Raw genomic sequence first — 16,215 nt, 5'->3', positions numbered from 1 at the left:
GGGGGGGGGGTTGGGGGGGGGCCAGCTCGGCACGCGGCGATATGGTCGCCGGGTGGACCAGCAGCCTCCTCAGCCCGCGGGTGCCGAGAATCTCGTGTGTTCCCGCTGCGGAACGGTCGCCGACGGCGAGCCGCTCACCTGGACCTGCTCCGTGGAGAACGGCACCCGCCGCTACTTCTGCGAATCCTGCGCGCGCGAGAACCTCAGAGCCATCGAGGGCCGGCTCGACTCCAGCTGGTGGTGAGTTCCACCCGGTGGTGAGCGCGAGCCACCACCTCAGGCGCGAGCCACTACCTCAAGCACCGGCCGCCGGATCGTCGGCCGCCTCCTCCTCAAGCTCCTCCTCGAACTCAAGCTCCTCCTCCAGGAAGCCCGGAAGCCACGCCTCGAGCTCGTCCCGCATCCGCACCGTCGCCCCGAGCTGACAGAGCACCCCTATCGTGCTCAACGTCACACGGTGTATCAGCAGATACGCGGGCGGCAGGTTCAGCTGCTTGCCCAACTGGTAGGCGGGGGAACGCGGATCGGCCACCCGCGCCGCCTGGCTGCGCATCCAGCCGCGCGTGAACGTGTACTCCTCGACCAGCATCGGTTCGATGATCGGCAGCAGATAGTCAAGGACCGCGTCCGGTTCGAGGTCGACCGACTCCTTGACGAAGCCCTCCTCGCACAGCATCTCGTAGACCGCGGCGGCCTCGCCCTCGAGCGTCATCCGCAGGGATTCGCCGATCGTGACGGGCAGTCCGCCGGGCAAGCGGTCCACCGTGCCGAAGTCGAGGACGCCGAGCCGCCAGCCGTCCTTCTCGTCCGGCAGCAGACGGAAGTTGCCCGGGTGCGGATCGGCGTGCAGCAGGCCCGTGCGCGCCGGGCCCGAGAAGAGGAAGCGGGCAAGCAGCTGTCCGGCCCGGTCGCGCTGCTCCCGCGTGCCGTCGGCGATCACCTCCGACAGCGGTACGCCGTCGATCCACTCCGTCACGAGCACCTGCTCGGACTGGTGCACCACCGCGGGCACCACGACATCCGGATCGTCCGCGAACTCCTCGGCGTGCGCCTGCTGTGCCTGCGCCTCCAGGCCGTAGTCGAGCTCCTCGGAGACCCGGTCGCGCAGCTCCGTGATGAGCGGCTTGATGTCCATCCCGGGGATCAGCGGCCCCAGGAGCCGGGCGAACCGGCTGAGCTGATTCAGATCGGAGAGCAGCGCCTCGCCCGCCCCCGGATACTGCACCTTGACCGCGACCTCGCGTCCGTCCTCCCACACCGCCCGGTGGACCTGCCCTATCGACGCGGCGGCCGCGGGCTTGTCCTCGAACTCCAGGAACAGCTCGCGCCAGTCCTCGCCGAGCCGCTCCTCGAGCACGGAGTGCACGGTGCTCGTCGGCATCGGCGGCGCCGCTTCCTGCAGCTTCGTCAGCGCGGCGCGGTAAGGCCCCGCGACCTCCTCGGGCAGCGCCGACTCGAAGACCGACAGGGCCTGGCCGAACTTCATGGCCCCGCCCTTGAGCTCGCCGAGCACCTTGAACAGCTGCTCCGCCGTGCGCTGTTGCAGCTCGCGCCCGACGATCTCCGCCGACTTGCCCCCGATCCGCTTGCCGAGCCCCCAGGTCGCGCGCCCGGCGAAGCCGAGTGGCAGCGCGGCCAGTTTGGCGGTACGGGTAACCGCCTTCCGGGGAAGATCAGACATGCGCCCCTCCAAGTCCCAGACAGCCGCGCCTTGTCCGGCGCCTACCCGGCCATTGTGTCGTGCGGCTCTCGGGTCCCGGCGGGGTGTTCCCCCTTATCCACCGCACCCGCCCCGCATGGGCACGTGCGATGGGGGAGCACCGGCCGTGTGTGCCAGTCGAGACCGGGCACGGAGGCCTCCCAGCGGACCCCCGCGCTCGCCGGTGCCGCCCCGTCCAGAAAGGCGAGCGCATGCGCCGCGGCCAGGCCGGCGACCGTGGTCGACAGTGCCAGATCGCACGCCGTCACATGGCGCGCACGTCCCGAACGCCACTGGGCCAGCATGCGCGGCCAGGTGGGATCCCGGTCCGCCCGCTCCAGCGACAGACAGCCCGCACACGCCGTCGCTCCCGGCAGGACGAGCGGCCCCACCACTCCGGTTCCCTCGATCACCCCCGCATAGAGATGCGGTGTCCCCGAGGAGACCAGCGCCTCGGCGGCGACCGGGTCGGGGGCATGGGCGTCGAGCCCGTCCCGCGGCGCGATGACGACGAGAGATAGGCCCGGCTCCCCTTCATCGGTCCTGCCCGGCCGGGGCGGCCGGTCGGGAGCCGAGCGCCGCACCGCCCGCCGCGCCGCCGCGTCCCGCCTGTCCCCGACCGCATCGGCGGGCTGACCTCCCGGCGCCACGTCCCACGGTTCGACGAGGCCCCCGTCCCGCACATCGACCTGCCCCACACCCGCCCCCGCAAGAACCGATGCCAGCACGGCGCCCACCCGGCCCGCGCCCCGGACCTGCACCCGCATGGCACGGCGCGCCGCCAACTTCCGCATGCCGTCGCCCGGTTCGGGAGTCACCACCGAAAGGGAGGCCAGATCGGGGCGCAGCCGGTCCATGGCCCCGCTCCGCTTGCGCAGGGCGTCGGCGGCCGGGCCGCCGCCCGTCGCGTCGTCCAGGAGCCCGGCCCTGGAGAGCCGTCGCACCAGGGTGTCCACGTGATCGTCGGGCAGGCCCATCCGCTTGCCCTCCTCACGCAGGAGCGGCAGCCCGCGTGTCCCGTCCAGGAGGTTGAGAAAGCTGCCCGTGGCCGTGTCCACCGGGCCGAGCACCAGCGCGTGCGCGGGTGCCACGCCGAACTGGACGGTGTTCAGGTCGCGCCAGCCGCGGCGCAGCGCCGGCTTCAAGATCGGATGCATGGTCGTCCCCCGTGTCCCCTGATGTCCTCCGGCGCGGTCCCCGTCCGCATCGCCGGCCGACTGCCAGAATGCCCGCCGTGGCGAACGGCCGCGGAAAGTTGTCCACAGGCAGTGGGCATTCGTCGTACTAATCGATCGCACGGGGAGCGGAACACCGCCGAACCGTCCCGGAGGCGGGACTTCCCCCGCACCCAGCGGGTAACGTCGGGGCGTGCCCGCCGACCCACTGCACCGCGCCGGAAATCCACAGCGCAGCACGACCAGCCCGCCGTCACCCGGCTCGGGGGCGAGCGCGGTCGAGGTCAGACGGAGCGCCCGCCGCCGCAGAACGGTCTCCGCGTACCGGGAGGGCGACCGCACCGTCGTGCTCATCCCCGCACGGATGTCCGAGGCGGAGGAGAAGCGCTGGGTCGACGTCATGCTCGACAAGCTCGCGGCCCAGGAGAGCAAGCGGGTCCTGGGCGACGCGGAACTGGCCGAGCGTGCCGAGCTGCTGTCCGAGCAGTACTTCGAAAGCAGGGCCAGGCCGTCGTCCGTTCGCTGGGTCACTAACCAGAACACCCGGTGGGGATCGTGCACTCCGTCGGAGGGCAGCATCCGCCTGTCGCACCGGCTGCAGGGCATGCCCGAGTACGTCGTCGACTACGTCCTCGTCCACGAGCTCGCGCATCTCCTCGTCCCCGGACACGGCCCCCGCTTCTGGCGGCTCCTGGAGGCCTATCCCCGTACGGAGCGGGCCCGCGGGTACCTCGAGGGTGTGGTCGCGGCCGACCGGCTGCCCCATTTGCCCGCCGCCCGCGTGGAGTGAACTTCCGCGGGACGCCGGGGTTGTGTACGAGGGATGGCGGGGTTGTGTACCGGGTCTGTACCGGCTTGGCTCACTGTCGGACTTTGCGGTTAGCCTGGCGCGACGCATTTACATTCGGGATGGGGGACGGTCGTTACGTATGGCCAGGGAATTCCAACGCGGCCACAAGGCCAAGATCAGTGACCTCACTTCGGGGACCGATCTGTACGTAGGTGTGCAGATCTCGGCCCCTGGACTGAGCTTCGACATCAGCTGCTTCGGCCTGGACGCGGACGAGCGCCTCTCGGACGACAGTTACTTCATCTTCTTCAACCAGCCGAAGTCTCCCGAGGAGTCGATCCAGCTCCTCGGCGCGCAGGCCGGCGACACGGAGTCCTTCCGGGTCACGCTGGACCGGATCCCGGCGAAGATCCAGAAGCTGTCGTTCACCGCGACGATCGACGGCGCCGGGCAGATGTCGCAGGTCGCCCCCGGCTACATCCGGATCGTCGCGGGCGGCGAGGAAGTGGCCCGCTACTCCTTCAACGGCGCCGAGTTCTCCACCGAACGCGCGGTGATGCTGGGCGACTTCTACTTGAAGGACGTCTGGCGCTTCGCCGCGATCGGGCAGGGCTTCGACGGCGGGCTCGACGCGCTCCTGAAGAACTTCGGCGGCGAGGTCGCCGAAGAGGAGCCCGCCGCGCAGCAGCCGCAGGCCGGCGCACCGTCCTTCGCGCCGCCCGCCCAGGCCGCGGCACCGCCCGCGTTCGGCGCTCCGGCAGGCGGCGCACCGGCACCGGCTCCCGCCCCCGCCCCGGCTCCCGCGCAGAACTTCGCGCCGCCGCAGGGTGCGACGCCGCCTCCGGCGCCCGCTCCCGCCGATCCGTCGGTGCACGCCGCGCAGACCATCGTGGCGCCCATGAACCAGCCGCCGGCCGGCGCCGTGCCGCCTGCGCCCGCCGCGCCGTACGGGCAGCCGGGCCAGCAGCCGCCGCAGCAGCCGCAGTTCGGCCAGGTCCCCGGCCAGCAGCAGGCCCCGGGCCAGACGGCACCGCCCCCGCCGGGCTACGGCCAGCAGCCCCAGGCGCCGATGCCTCCCGGGTACGGGCAGCAGCCCGCCGCCCCGATGCCGCCCGGCTATGGCCAGCAGCCCCAGGGCCAGTTCCCCGGCCAGCCCGCCGCCCCGCAGGGCGCGGCACCCCAGGGCGCCGGTGTGGCTTCCGCCCTTCAGAAGTACCGCGAGGCGCCCACCGGTCAGCGCTGGACGCAGCAGAACGAGAAGCTGATCCGCGTCGACCTCGGCATCGCCGAACAGGCCATCCTCGCCCGCCAGGGCAGCATGGTGCTCTACCAGGGCAAGGTCGAGTTCAGCTACAAGGGCGCGGGCTTCGCGGGCCGCGTCGTGGGCAACCAGACCGGCCAGGAGATGCAGCTGATGCGCTGCACCGGCCGCGGTCAGGTCTTCCTCGCCGAGGAAGCCACGCACCTGCACCCGATCGAGCTCCAGGGGGACGCGATCTGCGTCTCCGCCGAGAACGTCCTCGCGTTCGACGAGACGCTCCAGCACGAGGTGCGCAGGATCGAGGGCCACGGCATCCCCGGTGGCGCGCTGTTCGTGATGCAGTTCCAGGGCACCGGCACGGTCATCGTCAAGACGCACGGTGTGCCCGTCGTGCTGCCCGTCACGCCGACGACGTTCGCCGACTGCCAGTCCGTGGTCGCCTGGTCGGCGGCCGCCCAGGCGCTCGTCTCCAGCCAGGTGCGGCTGCGCAGCAACGCGTACGCCGGTTCCACGGGGGAGAGCGTGAACCTCCAGTTCCGGGGCGCGCCCGGCAACTTCATCATCGTCCAGCCGTACGAGGTCTGAGGGAGCCCGTCATGAATCAGCAACTCGCGGGCTTTGCCCCGGCGCCTGTCGCCGCCCGTATGGAGAACCATGGCAACCACATGCTCAAGGTGGCCATGCAGACCGGAAACGACCTCCTCGCGCGCGTGGGCTCGATGGTCGCCTACGAAGGGTTCGTCACGTACGAGCCCAATCCCCCCGCGGTCCGCCAGATCGCCAAGGAGTGGATGACCGGCGAGGGAGCACCTCTGATGAAGTGCTCCGGAGACGGCCTGCTCTATCTCGCGGACTACGGAGCGGACGTCGTCGTCATCAACCTGGCGGGCGACTCGCTCTCGGTGAACGGCACGAACCTGCTCGCTTTCGACGCGTCCCTCCAGTGGGGCGTCGAGCGGGTCAAGGGTCTGGCCAAGTTCGCAGGACAGGGCCTGTGGAACATCAAGATCTCGGGCCAGGGCTGGGTCGCGCTGACCTCCCGCGGCACCCCGGTCGTCGTCGACTGCGGTCGTGGCGACGACGAGACGTACGTCGACCCGGACGCCCTGCTCGCCTGGTCCCCGAACCTCAAGGTGAAGGGCAAGCGCAGCTTCAAGGCCGGCTCGCTCATCGGGCGCGGCAGCGGCGAGGCCTACCAGATGGGCTTCTCCGGAGAGGGCATCGTCGTCGTACAGCCCAGCGAGGACAGCACCGACCGTCTCCGGGCACGGGGCTGAGGGGGAACAACACACCATGCAGAGCCCACTTTTCGCGCACACCGAGCAGCAGACTCAGGAGCGCTACACCGTCCAGAACCCGCAGCTGCTGCGGGTCGCCCTGGAGGGCCACGACGACATCCTGGCCCGCAAGGGCGCCATGGTCGCCTACCAGGGTCTGATCGAGTTCGACGCCGAGTACCAGAGCCAGGGCAACCAGCGCGCCCGCGCACACACGGGTGAGGGCCTCGACCTGATGCGCTGCCACGGGCAGGGCACGGTCTATCTCGCCAACCTCGCCCAGTACATCCACGTAGTGGATGTGGACCGGGACGGTCTGACCGTGGACAGCAGCTATGTCCTCGCGCTCGACTCGTCGCTGACCCACCAGGTCATCGCCGTGGACAGCCAGTACGGCATCTCCGGCTCGGGCAAGTACCAGCTCAACATCACCGGTCGCGGCAAGGTCGCCCTGATGACCTCCGGGCAGCCGCTGATGATGGAGGTCACTCCCGACAAGTACGTGAACGCCGACGCCGACGCGATCGTCGCCTGGTCCAACGGTCTGCGGGTGCAGATGCAGGCCCAGACGCACTCATCGGGCGTGTGGCGGCGTCGCGGCAACACCGGTGAGGGCTGGGAGCTCAGCTTCATGGGCCAGGGCTATGCGCTCGTCCAGCCCAGCGAGCTGCTGCCGCCGCAGAACGCGGTCATCGGGCAGGGCGCCAGGGCCCAGTTCGGTATGGGGCAGCAGGGTGCCCGGGGGCAGAACCAGGGCAACGTCTGGAGCTGAGCGCTCCGCGGGATGAACCGAACAGGGGCGCGGGGATCTGGGTGCCGGCCGTGTGTGGCTGGTCGCGCAGTTCCCCGCGCCCCTTCGGGGTGCTTCTTCAGCCGCTTCTTAAAGCCGTGCCCTCGTTGCCTTCACCAGGCGTACGACCGACTCGTCGGCCACCGTCGCCACCTCGTCGTACGCGAACCAGCGCAGGTCCAGGGACTCGTCGCTGATGGCTTCGACCGCGTCGGCGGGCGCGAGCGCCGCGTACTGCACGTCCAGGTGCTGCGTGCAGGGCCCCGGGATCGGGTGCCGGTCCAGGCGGACCGGTCCGCCCGGCAGCAGCGCCATCCCCGGGATGCCCGACTCCTCCGTCGCCTCCCGCAGCGCCGCCGCGGCCAGCGAGGCGTCGCCCGGCTCGCAGTGGCCGCCCATCTGGAGCCACATCTGCAGCTTCTTGTGCAGCGTCAGGAGCACGCGGCCGCGTGACGGGTCGATCACCAGCGCGCTCGCCGTCACGTGTCCGTCCGTGCAGGCCTTCCACATGCCGTCGTCGGGGTGGGCGGCGAGATGGTCCAGGTAGTACTGGCGCAGCTCTTCCTGGTCCTCGTAGCCCTTCAGCACAAGGACCGCGTCGTCGTACAGGTTCACTTGTCGCTGTCGTCCTCGTCCTCGGTGTCCTTGGCGTCCTTGGCGTCCTTCTTGAGGTCCGGCTTCGCGGCGCCGCCGCCCGCCGCCTCGCCCAGCATCTTGTCCAGCTCCGAGAAGTCCAGCTGCTCGTGGTGCACAAAGCCGTCCGGGTCGTCCAGGTCGGAGGCCGTCGGCAGCATGTCCGGGTGCGCCCACAGGCCGTCGCGCCCGTCCACACCACGCGCGTCCGTGAGCGAGGCCCACAGGCGCGAGGCGTCCCGCAGCCGGCGCGGACGCAGCTCAAGGCCGATCAGCGTGGCGAAGGTCTGCTCCGCGGGGCCGCCCGTCGCACGGCGGCGGCGCAGCGTCTCGCGCAGCGCGTCGGCCGACGACAGACGCGGCTTGGCGGCGGCGTGCACCACGGCGTCCACCCAGCCCTCGACGAGCGCCAGAGCCGTCTCCAGACGGGCCAGGGCGGCCTTCTGGGCGGGCGTGTCCTCCGGCTGGAACATGCCCTGCTGGAGCGCCTCCTGCAGCTGCTCCGGGTTCTGCGGGTCGAGCTGCCCGACCACGTCCTCCAGCTTGGCCGTGTCGACCTTGATCCCGCGCGCGTACCCCTCGACCGCGCCGAACAGATGCGAGCGCAGCCACGGCACGTGGGCGAAGAGCCGCTGGTGGGCGGCCTCGCGCAGGGCCAGGTAGAGCCGCACCTCGTCCTTGTCGATGCCCAGGTCCTTGCCGAAGGACTCGATGTTCACGGGGAGCAGCGCGGCCTTGCCCGCCGGGCCGAGCGGCAGGCCGATGTCGGTGGAACCGACGACCTCGCCCGCGAGCACGCCCACGGCCTGGCCGATCTGCTGGCCGAACATGGCGCCGCCCATGGAGCGCATCATGCCGATCAGCGGGCCCGCCATGGCCTGCATCTCCTCGGGCAGCACATCGCCCATGGCCAGACCCACGCGCTCGGCGACCGGGTCGACCAGCTCCTTCCACACCGGGAGGGTCGCCTCGACCCACTCGGCGCGGCTCCAGGCCACGGCCACACCGGAGCCCGACGGGAGCGACGTCGCGTCGTCCAGCCACAGGTCGGCCAGGCGCACGGCTTCCTCGACGGCCGAGCGCTCGGCAGGGCCGACGCTGGCGTCCTTGACGCCGTCGGATGTGCCCTGCGAGACGGTCTGGCGGGCGATGTCCTTGGCCATGTCCCAGTTCACCGGGCCGCCCTCGTACGAGAGCATCTGGCCGAGCTGCTGGAACGCGGCACCCAGGTCGTTCGGGTTCATCGAACCGAACATCGCGGCGAACGGATTGTCACCGCCCTGGCCGCCCGCTCCGGGAAACCCGAAACCGAACGGGTTCGCGGGGCCGCCGGCGCCCTGGCCTCCCCCTCCGGGGGTGTCCTTCTTCTTGCCCTCGTCGCCGTCGTCCGGCTCCTCCGGCGGAAGGCCGAATCCGAATGGGGTGTCACTCACGGGATTCCTCGGCTCGTCAGGCCGCCGGTACGGTTCCGGCGGCGGCTGCCCTACAACACCACCCAGCGTAGACACCGTGACGGGTTCGGGCCTCAGTGCTTCGCCTACTCATGGCCTGCGGCAGGATGGATGCCACCTGGTACGTACGCGTCATTCGCGTATCTACTGAAGACAACCGCTGGAGACGCCCGGTGAGTTCCCCAGATCCACAGGTTCGCGCAGCGCGAAACCTCTCAACTCCGGCCCCCGTCCGCGGGCCGGTGGTAGCCGTCACGGGCGCCGCGTCCGGCGTGGGCGCGCTGCTGACCGAGCGCCTCGCGGCGTCGGAAGAGATCAAGCAGGTCATCGCCATCGACGAGCGCCGGGGCGAATGCGCCCAGGCCCAGTGGCACATCCTGGACGTGCGGGACCCCGCGATCGCCGAGAAACTGCGGGGCGCGGACGTCGTCGTGCACCTCGCGCTCGATCTCGACCTGGAGACCGACGCCGCCGCCCGTACGGCGTACAACGTGCGTGGTACACAGACCGTGCTGACGGCGGCCGCCGCGGCGGGCGTCCACCGTGTCGTCCTGTGCACGTCGGCGATGGTCTACGGAGCGCTGGCCGAGAACGAACTGCCCCTCTCCGAAGACGCCGAATTGCGCGCGACCGCGGAGGCGACCGGGGTCGGCGATCTCCTGGAGGTCGAGCGGCTCGCCCGGCGCGCGCCGCGTGCGCACCCCGGTCTGAACGTCACCGTCGTACGGCCCGCGATTCTCGTGGGCGGCACGGACACGGCCCTCACACGCTACTTCGAGTCGCCCCGGCTCCTGGTCGTGGCGGGGTCGCGGCCGGCCTGGCAGTTCTGCCACGTCGAGGACCTGTGCAGCGCCCTGGAGTACGCCGTCCTGGAGAAGGTCGAGGGTGAGCTCGCCGTCGGCTGCGACGGGTGGCTCGAGCAGGAAGAGGTCGAGGAGCTCAGCGAGATCCGGCGCATGGAGCTGCCCTCCACCGTCGCGCTCGGCGCCGCGGCGCGGCTGCACCGGATCGGTCTCACTCCGTCTCCGGCCGGTGACCTGGCGTACACGATGTATCCGTGGGTGGTCAGCGTCAGCAGGCTGCATGACGCGGGGTGGCGGCCGCAGTGGACCAACGAGGAGGTCCTCGCGGAGCTCCTGGAAGAGGTGTCCGGCAGGCGTACGGTCGCCGGGCGGCGGCTCGGGCGCAAGGACGCGACCGCCGCGGGTGCCGCGGGCGCGACCGTCGCGCTGCTGGGCGCGGCCGCGGTGGTCCGCCGGGCGCGGAAGGCGCGGCGGCGGATCTGAGGGCCTGCCTGTAGGGATCTCCAAAGCGGTACGCGTGCGTGCCGGGTGAAAACGGTATTCCGTGATGTCCGTGCCGTGCGGCACGATGGCCGTATGGCACGCACCACGAACGAGCACCCCGGCGAGCAGGCCGCACAGGATCCGATCCGGCTTCTCGCGATCCGTGACACCCCGCTCTCCCTGGACGAGGTGTTCCGGGCCGTCGGCGACGACGCCGCCGGCGGCACGGCGCTCTTCGTGGGGACCGTGCGCAATCACGACGGCGGCGCGGACGTCGACGAGCTGGGGTACTCGACCCACCCCACGGCCGAGGCGGAGATGCGCCGGGTGGCCGAGAAGGTCGTCGCCGACTTCCCGGTACGTGCCCTTGCCGCCGTCCACCGCGTCGGCGACCTGGCCGTGGGTGATCTGGCGGTCGTCGTCGCCGTCTCCTGCCCGCACCGCGCGGAGGCCTTCGCCGCCTGCCGCAAGCTGATCGACGACCTCAAGCACGAGGTGCCGATCTGGAAGCACCAGCGCTTCTCCGACGGGCAGGAAGAGTGGGTCGGCGCCTGCTGAGTCTGCCGCCTCCCTTCCTGGCCAAGTGCCCCACGGGCTTCCGGTTGCGTAACCCGACCCCTGGCGTGAGCGTTGACAGAGCGGATGGTTAATCTGCTGATCAGTCAGTTGCGGTCGCTCGTGGGGTCAGGAGGTCGACATGGCATCACTTGCCTGGTTGCTGATTCCGTTTGCGGCGGCGGTCGGTGCGGGTCTGTGGGGTGGCTGGGCCACTCGTAACCGCAAGTCGGGCAAGACGGGCGACGTCACCGAGCTCAACGGCTACGCGGCCTTCCGCAAGGCCATGGACAAGTCGCACTGAGCGACCCGATGTCCCGCCCCGGAGCCTGAAGGCCTCGTACGGACTGGCCCCAGGGGTGCACTGACAGACAGGTCCCGTACTGTCGTTCCATGCCACGCCGCACCGCGACGATGCTCGCCTCCACCCTGATGCTGATCGCGCTGCTCTGCGCGGGAGTCCTCATCAAAGTTCCGTACGCGGAGATGTCCCCGGGCCCCACGGTGAACACCCTCGGCGACCACGGCGGCGAGCCGGTGCTGCAGATCTCCGGCCACAAGACGTACCCGACGACCGGTCACCTCAACATGACCACGGTCCGGGTCACCAGTGCCGACTACAACATGAACATCGCGGAGGCCGTCTACGGCTGGCTGGCCCACGACAACATCGTCGTGCCGCACGACACCCTCTACCCGGACGGCAAGACCGAGCAGCAGTCGTCCCAGGAGAACGCGGAGGAGTTCAGCCAGTCCCAGGAGAGCGCCAAGGTCGCGGCGCTGCGGGAGCTGGACCTTCCGGTGAAGTCGCAGGTGGTCGTCTCCACCGTCTTCAAGAAGAGCCCCGCCGAGGGCAAGCTGCACGCGGGCGACGTCATCAAGAAGGTCGACGGGACGCCCGTGAAGGAGATGACGGACGTCGCCAAGCTGGTCACCAAGCACAAGCCGGGCCAGAAGGTCGTCTTCAGTGTCGTCCCGGTCAAGGAGGCGGCCGCGGCGGAGAAGGCCGGCAAGGAGGCCACGGAGACCGACGACGTCGAGATCACCACGGAGAAGGCGAAGGACGGCCGCGCGATCGTCGGCATCCAGGCGGGCACCGACCACACCTTCCCGTTCACCATCGACATCAAGCTCGCGGACGTGGGCGGCCCCAGCGCCGGACTGATGTTCGCGCTCGGCATCGTCGACAAGCTGACCCCGGACGACCTCACCGGAGGCAAGTTCGTGGCGGGCACCGGCACCATCGACGACAGCGGCAAGGTCGGCCCGATCGGCGGCATCGAGATGAAGACCGTCGGCGCGCGCGACAAGGGCGCCGAGTACTTCCTGACGCCGAAGGACAACTGCGCCACCGCCGCCAAGGACATCCCCGACGGGCTCACGCTGGTCAAGGTGAACACCATCGACGACGCGGTGGACGCCCTCCAGGACATACGCAAGGGCGACACCGCGGACCTGCCGCAGTGCACCGCCAAGAAGTGACAGACGCCTGCGCCGCCGCCGGAGGACCCGGCGGCGGCGCAGGCGCATGACCGCCGAGTTACTCGGCGAACGTCGCGGCCAGCGCGTCCGCCAGGCCCGGGACCAGGTCGGAGCCCGTGAGGACCTCCGTCGCGGAGTCCTTCTCGCGCAGCCGCAGCGCCGACTCGCGCGCACCGTCACGGAGCACCGCGACCGTCATGCGGACCTCCTGGCGGTCCGGGTGCTCGGCAACCCACTTCGCGAGCTTGCCCTCGCTGAGCCCCTCCGGGACCGAGGTCTCCGCGGACGGCGGCAGCATCATGCGCTCCACGGTGAGCGCGCAGCCCGCCACCGCGTCCGGCCAGGCGATGGTGCCGAGGAACTCGTCGAGCGGCTTCCCTTCGGGAAGCTCCTCCTGCTCGATGGGGGTCAGGCCGGTGTCTTCCTGGGATGCGTCGAGGCCGAGCTGCGAGGCGAGGCCGGGTTCTTGGGTGCGCAGTCGCGCCGTGTCGACGAGCGCGAAGAGGCGTGCGGGCCGGTCCCAGCCCAGGCCGGACGCGTACTCGTCGATCTCGAGGACGGCACGGGTGAGGGGGCTCGGTGCCATGGGAGTGTTGGACATGGTCACAATCCTGCCTCGTTAGTCCCGAGAAACGGGAACCGAGTAAAGCGTGAGTAAGTTGCATAGGTGTGGGTCCACGATCACGGGGCCCTGACGGATCAACAGAATCAACATCGAACTTCGAGGTGCGCACCTTGGCTTTCCAGATGCCGGACCGCGGCGGAGGCCCGACGGGGCCACGGATCAGAGTGGGCCGACCGTCCCGTCGCGTCCGGACCCTGCTCATGACACTGGGCATCCTGGCCGTACTGGCCATGCTCTTCGTCATGTTCGCGGGGTTCTGGACGGACTGGCTCTGGTACCGCTCGGTCAACTATTCGTCGGTCTTCACGACGACCCTGTGGACCAAGGTAGGCCTGTTCTTCGTCTTCGGCCTGCTCATGGCGGCCGCGGTCGGCGTGAACATCTGGCTGGCGCACCGGCTGCGCCCGCCGCTGAGCGCCATGTCGATGGAGCAGCAGAGCCTCGACCGGTACCGCATGAGCATCGCGCCGTACAAGAAGTGGCTGCTGCTCGGCATCGCCACGCTGGTCGGCCTGATCGCGGGCGCGTCCGCCGCGGGCCAGTGGCGCACGTGGCTGATGTGGGTGAACGGCGTCTCCTTCGGTCAGAAGGACCCGCAGTTCCACATGGACGTGTCGTTCTTCGCGTTCGACCTTCCCTGGTACCGCTTCCTGCTCGGCTTCGGCTTCGCGGCCACCGTGCTCTCCCTGATCGCCGCCGCCCTCACGCACTACCTGTACGGCGGGCTGCGGATCACCAGCCCCGGCGCGCGGGCGACGGCGGCGTCGACGGGCCATCTGTCGGTGCTGCTCGGCATCTTCGTGACGCTCAAGGCCGTGGCCTACTGGCTCGACAGGTACGGCCTCGCGGTGAAGTCCAGTGACTTCAAGGCGACGGGCAACTGGACGGGCCTGCGCTACGTGGACGCGAACGCGTATCTGCCGGCGAAGACGATCCTGTTCTGCATCGCCGTCATCTGCGCCCTGCTGTTCTTCGCGACGCTGTGGCGGCGCACCTGGCAGCTGCCGGTCATCGGCTTCGGCCTGATGGTGCTCTCCGCCATCCTCATCGGCGGTCTGTACCCGGCCATCGTGCAGAAGTTCCAGGTCCAGCCGAACGAGCAGGCCAAGGAATCTCCGTACGTGGAGAAGAACCTCAAGGCCACCCGCGAGGCGTACGGAATCGGCGGCACCGAGGTCAAGGAGTACCCCGGCGTCAGCAGGACGGCCGACCAGACGAAGCTGCGCGACGACGCGAACGGCGCCGCGAGCGTCCGCCTGCTCGACCCGAACATCGTCTCGCCGACGTTCCAGCAGCTGCAGCAGATGAAGAACTACTACGGCTTCCCGTCGAACCTGGACGTCGACCGTTACAGCAAGGACGGCAAGGACCAGGACACGGTCATCGGCCTGCGCGAGCTGAACCTCGACGGCGTGCCCAAGAACAACTGGATCAACGACCACTTCCGCTACACCCACGGGTATGGCGTGGTCGCGGCCAAGGGCACCGAGGCGGACAGCCAGGGACGACCGGTCTTCACCGAGTCCGACCTGCCGTCCAAGGGCAGTCTCGGGTCGTACGAGCAGCGGATCTACTACGGCGAGAAGACGACGCAGTACTCGATCGTCGGCGGCCCGCAGAAGGAGATCGACTACTCCGACGACAGCGGCGAGAAGACGACGAGCTACAAGGGCGACAGCGGCGTCAATCTCTCCAACCCGATCAACAGGGCCGCGTACGCGGTGTCGTTCGGTGAGCCGCAGATGCTCTACTCCGGAGCGATCGGCGAGGGTTCGCGGATCCTCTACAACCGCACGCCCAAGGACCGCGTCGAGGCGGTGGCCCCCTGGCTGACCATCGACGGCGACGCCTATCCGGCGGTGGTCGGCAACAAGATCCAGTGGATCGTCGACGCCTACACCACCACCAACGGCTATCCCTACGCGTCGCGTACGACGCTGGGCGACACCACGGCCGACTCGCTGACCGCGGCCAACAACCAGCGTGCGGTGGTGGCCCAGCAGAACCAGGTCAACTACATCCGCAACTCGGTGAAGGCGACCGTCGACGCGTACACCGGCGAGGTCAAGCTCTACGAGTGGGACACCAAGGACCCGGTCCTGAAGACCTGGCGCAAGGCGTTCCCGGGCACGGTCAAGGACAAGAGCGAGATCTCGCAGGCCCTGATGGACCACATGCGGTATCCGCAGGACCTGTTCAAGGTCCAGCGCGAGCTGCTCTCCCGCTACCACGTGAAGGACGCCGAGACGTTCCTCAGTGGCAGTGAGGTGTGGCAGGTGCCCGACGACCCGACGAACAAGTCGGGCAGCGCCGTCCCGCCGTACTACCTGAGCATGAAGATGCCGGACCAGAAGAAGCAGGACTTCTCGCTGACGACGTCCTTCACGCCCAACGGCCGGGACAACCTGAGCGCCTTCATGGCGGTCAACGCCGAGGCCGGGACCAGCGATTACGGCAAGATCAGAATACTGAAGATGCCGTCAAGCAGAACGGTCGACGGACCAAAGCAGGTACAGAGCAAGTTCAACTCCAACGAGGACATCGCCGAGCAGATCAGGCTCCTGAAGGGCGGTGACTCAGAGGTCGACTACGGCAATCTGCTGACCGTGCCGTTGGACGGCGGCCTGCTCTATGTGGAACCCGTCTACGTGAAGGGCGGCGGGCTCAAGTACCCGCTTCTCAAGAAGGTCCTCGTCACCTACGGCAGCAAGATCGCCTTCGAGAACACCTTGGAGGAGGCCTTGAACCAGGTGTTCGGCAAGGACGGTGCGCCACCGGTCGAGGAGCCACCACCGGGCGACGAGGAGAAGCCCGATCCGCCGAAGTCCGACGACCCGACGGTCCAGGCGGCGCTCGACGACGCGCAGAAGGCCTTCGAGGACGGCCAGCAGGCGCTGAAGGACGGCGACTGGAAGGCGTACGGCGAGGCGCAGAAGGACCTCGAGGAAGCGCTGCAGCGAGCAGAGGACGCCCAGTCCAAGGAGCCGAAGGGCAACAACAAGGGCGGCTGACCAGGTGTGAAGCACCTACCCCGCGCCGTGGTACTGTTTCAACACAACGGCGCGGGGTGGAGCAGCTCGGTAGCTCGCTGGGCTCATAACCCAGAGGTCGCAGGTTCAAATCCTGTCCCCGCTACTAGAAGAGGAGAGTGCGCGCGCGAGGAAAATTAAGGGGCGCAGAGATGTTTTTGT

15 protein-coding genes and 1 tRNA gene are annotated in these 16,215 nt (G+C 69.5%); 11 read left to right on the top strand and 5 right to left on the bottom strand.

All coding sequences use genetic code 11. From position 1 onward, the window contains the following. Positions 1-52 precede the first annotated feature (52 nt). Positions 53-244, top strand: coding sequence for a hypothetical protein (locus tag ACFWY6_RS31880; RefSeq protein WP_266870614.1), 192 nt, complete (start codon positions 53-55; stop codon positions 242-244). Between the two features lie 51 nt (positions 245-295). Here ACFWY6_RS31880 and ACFWY6_RS31875 read toward each other — a convergent pair whose 3' ends face one another. Together ACFWY6_RS31875 and ACFWY6_RS31870 are read right to left on the bottom strand one after the other, a co-directional pair. After that, positions 296-1,681 carry an ABC1 kinase family protein gene (locus ACFWY6_RS31875; RefSeq protein ID WP_384697727.1) on the bottom strand — a complete coding sequence of 462 codons (1,386 nt, stop codon included), beginning with the start codon at positions 1,679-1,681 and terminating at the stop codon, positions 296-298. A 41-nt stretch (positions 1,682-1,722) separates the two neighbouring features. After that, positions 1,723-2,856, bottom strand: a complete 1,134-nt coding sequence (locus ACFWY6_RS31870; protein WP_384697724.1) for a ThiF family adenylyltransferase — start codon at positions 2,854-2,856, stop codon at positions 1,723-1,725. 211 nt (positions 2,857-3,067) lie between these two features. Here ACFWY6_RS31870 and ACFWY6_RS31865 point away from each other — a divergent pair, with 211 nt between their 5' ends. The 4 genes from ACFWY6_RS31865 (at position 3,068) to ACFWY6_RS31850 (ending at position 6,974) form a co-directional block, all read left to right on the top strand. After that, the gene (locus ACFWY6_RS31865; RefSeq protein ID WP_384697721.1) at positions 3,068-3,664 is read left to right on the top strand and encodes a M48 family metallopeptidase; all 597 of its coding nucleotides are present in this window, start codon (positions 3,068-3,070) and stop codon (positions 3,662-3,664) included. A gap of 139 nt (positions 3,665-3,803) precedes the next feature. Continuing rightward, positions 3,804-5,510 carry a TerD family protein gene (locus ACFWY6_RS31860; protein ID WP_384697718.1) on the top strand — a complete coding sequence of 569 codons (1,707 nt, stop codon included), beginning with the start codon at positions 3,804-3,806 and terminating at the stop codon, positions 5,508-5,510. An 11-nt stretch (positions 5,511-5,521) separates the two neighbouring features. Beyond that, the gene (locus ACFWY6_RS31855; RefSeq protein ID WP_135334379.1) at positions 5,522-6,202 is read left to right on the top strand and encodes an AIM24 family protein; all 681 of its coding nucleotides are present in this window, start codon (positions 5,522-5,524) and stop codon (positions 6,200-6,202) included. Positions 6,203-6,218: 16 nt separating this feature from the next. Next, positions 6,219-6,974 (top strand): AIM24 family protein, encoded by a 756-nt coding sequence (locus ACFWY6_RS31850; RefSeq protein ID WP_360767611.1) that lies wholly within the window; start codon positions 6,219-6,221, stop codon positions 6,972-6,974. A gap of 108 nt (positions 6,975-7,082) precedes the next feature. Here ACFWY6_RS31850 and ACFWY6_RS31845 read toward each other — a convergent pair whose 3' ends face one another. Next, complete coding sequence (locus ACFWY6_RS31845) at positions 7,083-7,607, bottom strand: NUDIX hydrolase (RefSeq protein WP_384697713.1); 525 nt, start codon at positions 7,605-7,607, stop codon at positions 7,083-7,085. Further along, positions 7,604-9,058 (bottom strand): zinc-dependent metalloprotease, encoded by a 1,455-nt coding sequence (locus ACFWY6_RS31840; RefSeq protein ID WP_384697710.1) that lies wholly within the window; start codon positions 9,056-9,058, stop codon positions 7,604-7,606. Before ACFWY6_RS31840 ends, ACFWY6_RS31845 begins: the two co-directional genes overlap by 4 nt. A 191-nt stretch (positions 9,059-9,249) precedes the next feature. On the opposite strand from ACFWY6_RS31840, the gene ACFWY6_RS31835 reads away from it, so the two are divergent. From ACFWY6_RS31835 to ACFWY6_RS31820, 4 genes are all read left to right on the top strand, one after another. Next, the gene (locus ACFWY6_RS31835; RefSeq protein WP_135334375.1) at positions 9,250-10,362 is read left to right on the top strand and encodes an SDR family oxidoreductase; all 1,113 of its coding nucleotides are present in this window, start codon (positions 9,250-9,252) and stop codon (positions 10,360-10,362) included. Positions 10,363-10,455: 93 nt separating this feature from the next. Continuing rightward, positions 10,456-10,920: a molybdenum cofactor biosynthesis protein MoaE gene (locus tag ACFWY6_RS31830; protein WP_384697705.1), complete on the top strand. Its 465-nt coding sequence runs from the start codon at positions 10,456-10,458 to the stop codon at positions 10,918-10,920. A 139-nt stretch (positions 10,921-11,059) separates the two neighbouring features. Further along, complete coding sequence (locus ACFWY6_RS31825) at positions 11,060-11,221, top strand: hypothetical protein (RefSeq protein WP_266870622.1); 162 nt, start codon at positions 11,060-11,062, stop codon at positions 11,219-11,221. 89 nt (positions 11,222-11,310) lie between these two features. Then, positions 11,311-12,399 carry a PDZ domain-containing protein gene (locus ACFWY6_RS31820; RefSeq protein ID WP_384697702.1) on the top strand — a complete coding sequence of 363 codons (1,089 nt, stop codon included), beginning with the start codon at positions 11,311-11,313 and terminating at the stop codon, positions 12,397-12,399. 58 nt (positions 12,400-12,457) lie between these two features. Here the strand turns inward: ACFWY6_RS31820 and ACFWY6_RS31815 are convergent, their stop codons facing one another. Beyond that, positions 12,458-13,000, bottom strand: coding sequence for a PPA1309 family protein (locus ACFWY6_RS31815; RefSeq protein WP_384697699.1), 543 nt, complete (start codon positions 12,998-13,000; stop codon positions 12,458-12,460). A 146-nt stretch (positions 13,001-13,146) separates the two neighbouring features. On the opposite strand from ACFWY6_RS31815, the gene ACFWY6_RS31810 reads away from it, so the two are divergent. After that, positions 13,147-16,035, top strand: coding sequence for a UPF0182 family protein (locus tag ACFWY6_RS31810; RefSeq protein ID WP_384697730.1), 2,889 nt, complete (start codon positions 13,147-13,149; stop codon positions 16,033-16,035). A gap of 50 nt (positions 16,036-16,085) precedes the next feature. Continuing rightward, positions 16,086-16,159: transfer RNA gene (locus ACFWY6_RS31805), tRNA-Met, on the top strand. Positions 16,160-16,215 lie beyond the last annotated feature (56 nt).

The organism is Streptomyces sp. NPDC059037 (assembly GCF_042740015.1).
In the GTDB taxonomy this organism is placed as follows: domain Bacteria; phylum Actinomycetota; class Actinomycetes; order Streptomycetales; family Streptomycetaceae; genus Streptomyces.
Note: the sequence above shows the minus strand (reverse complement) of the source record. Positions and strands in the feature narration are given on the sequence as shown.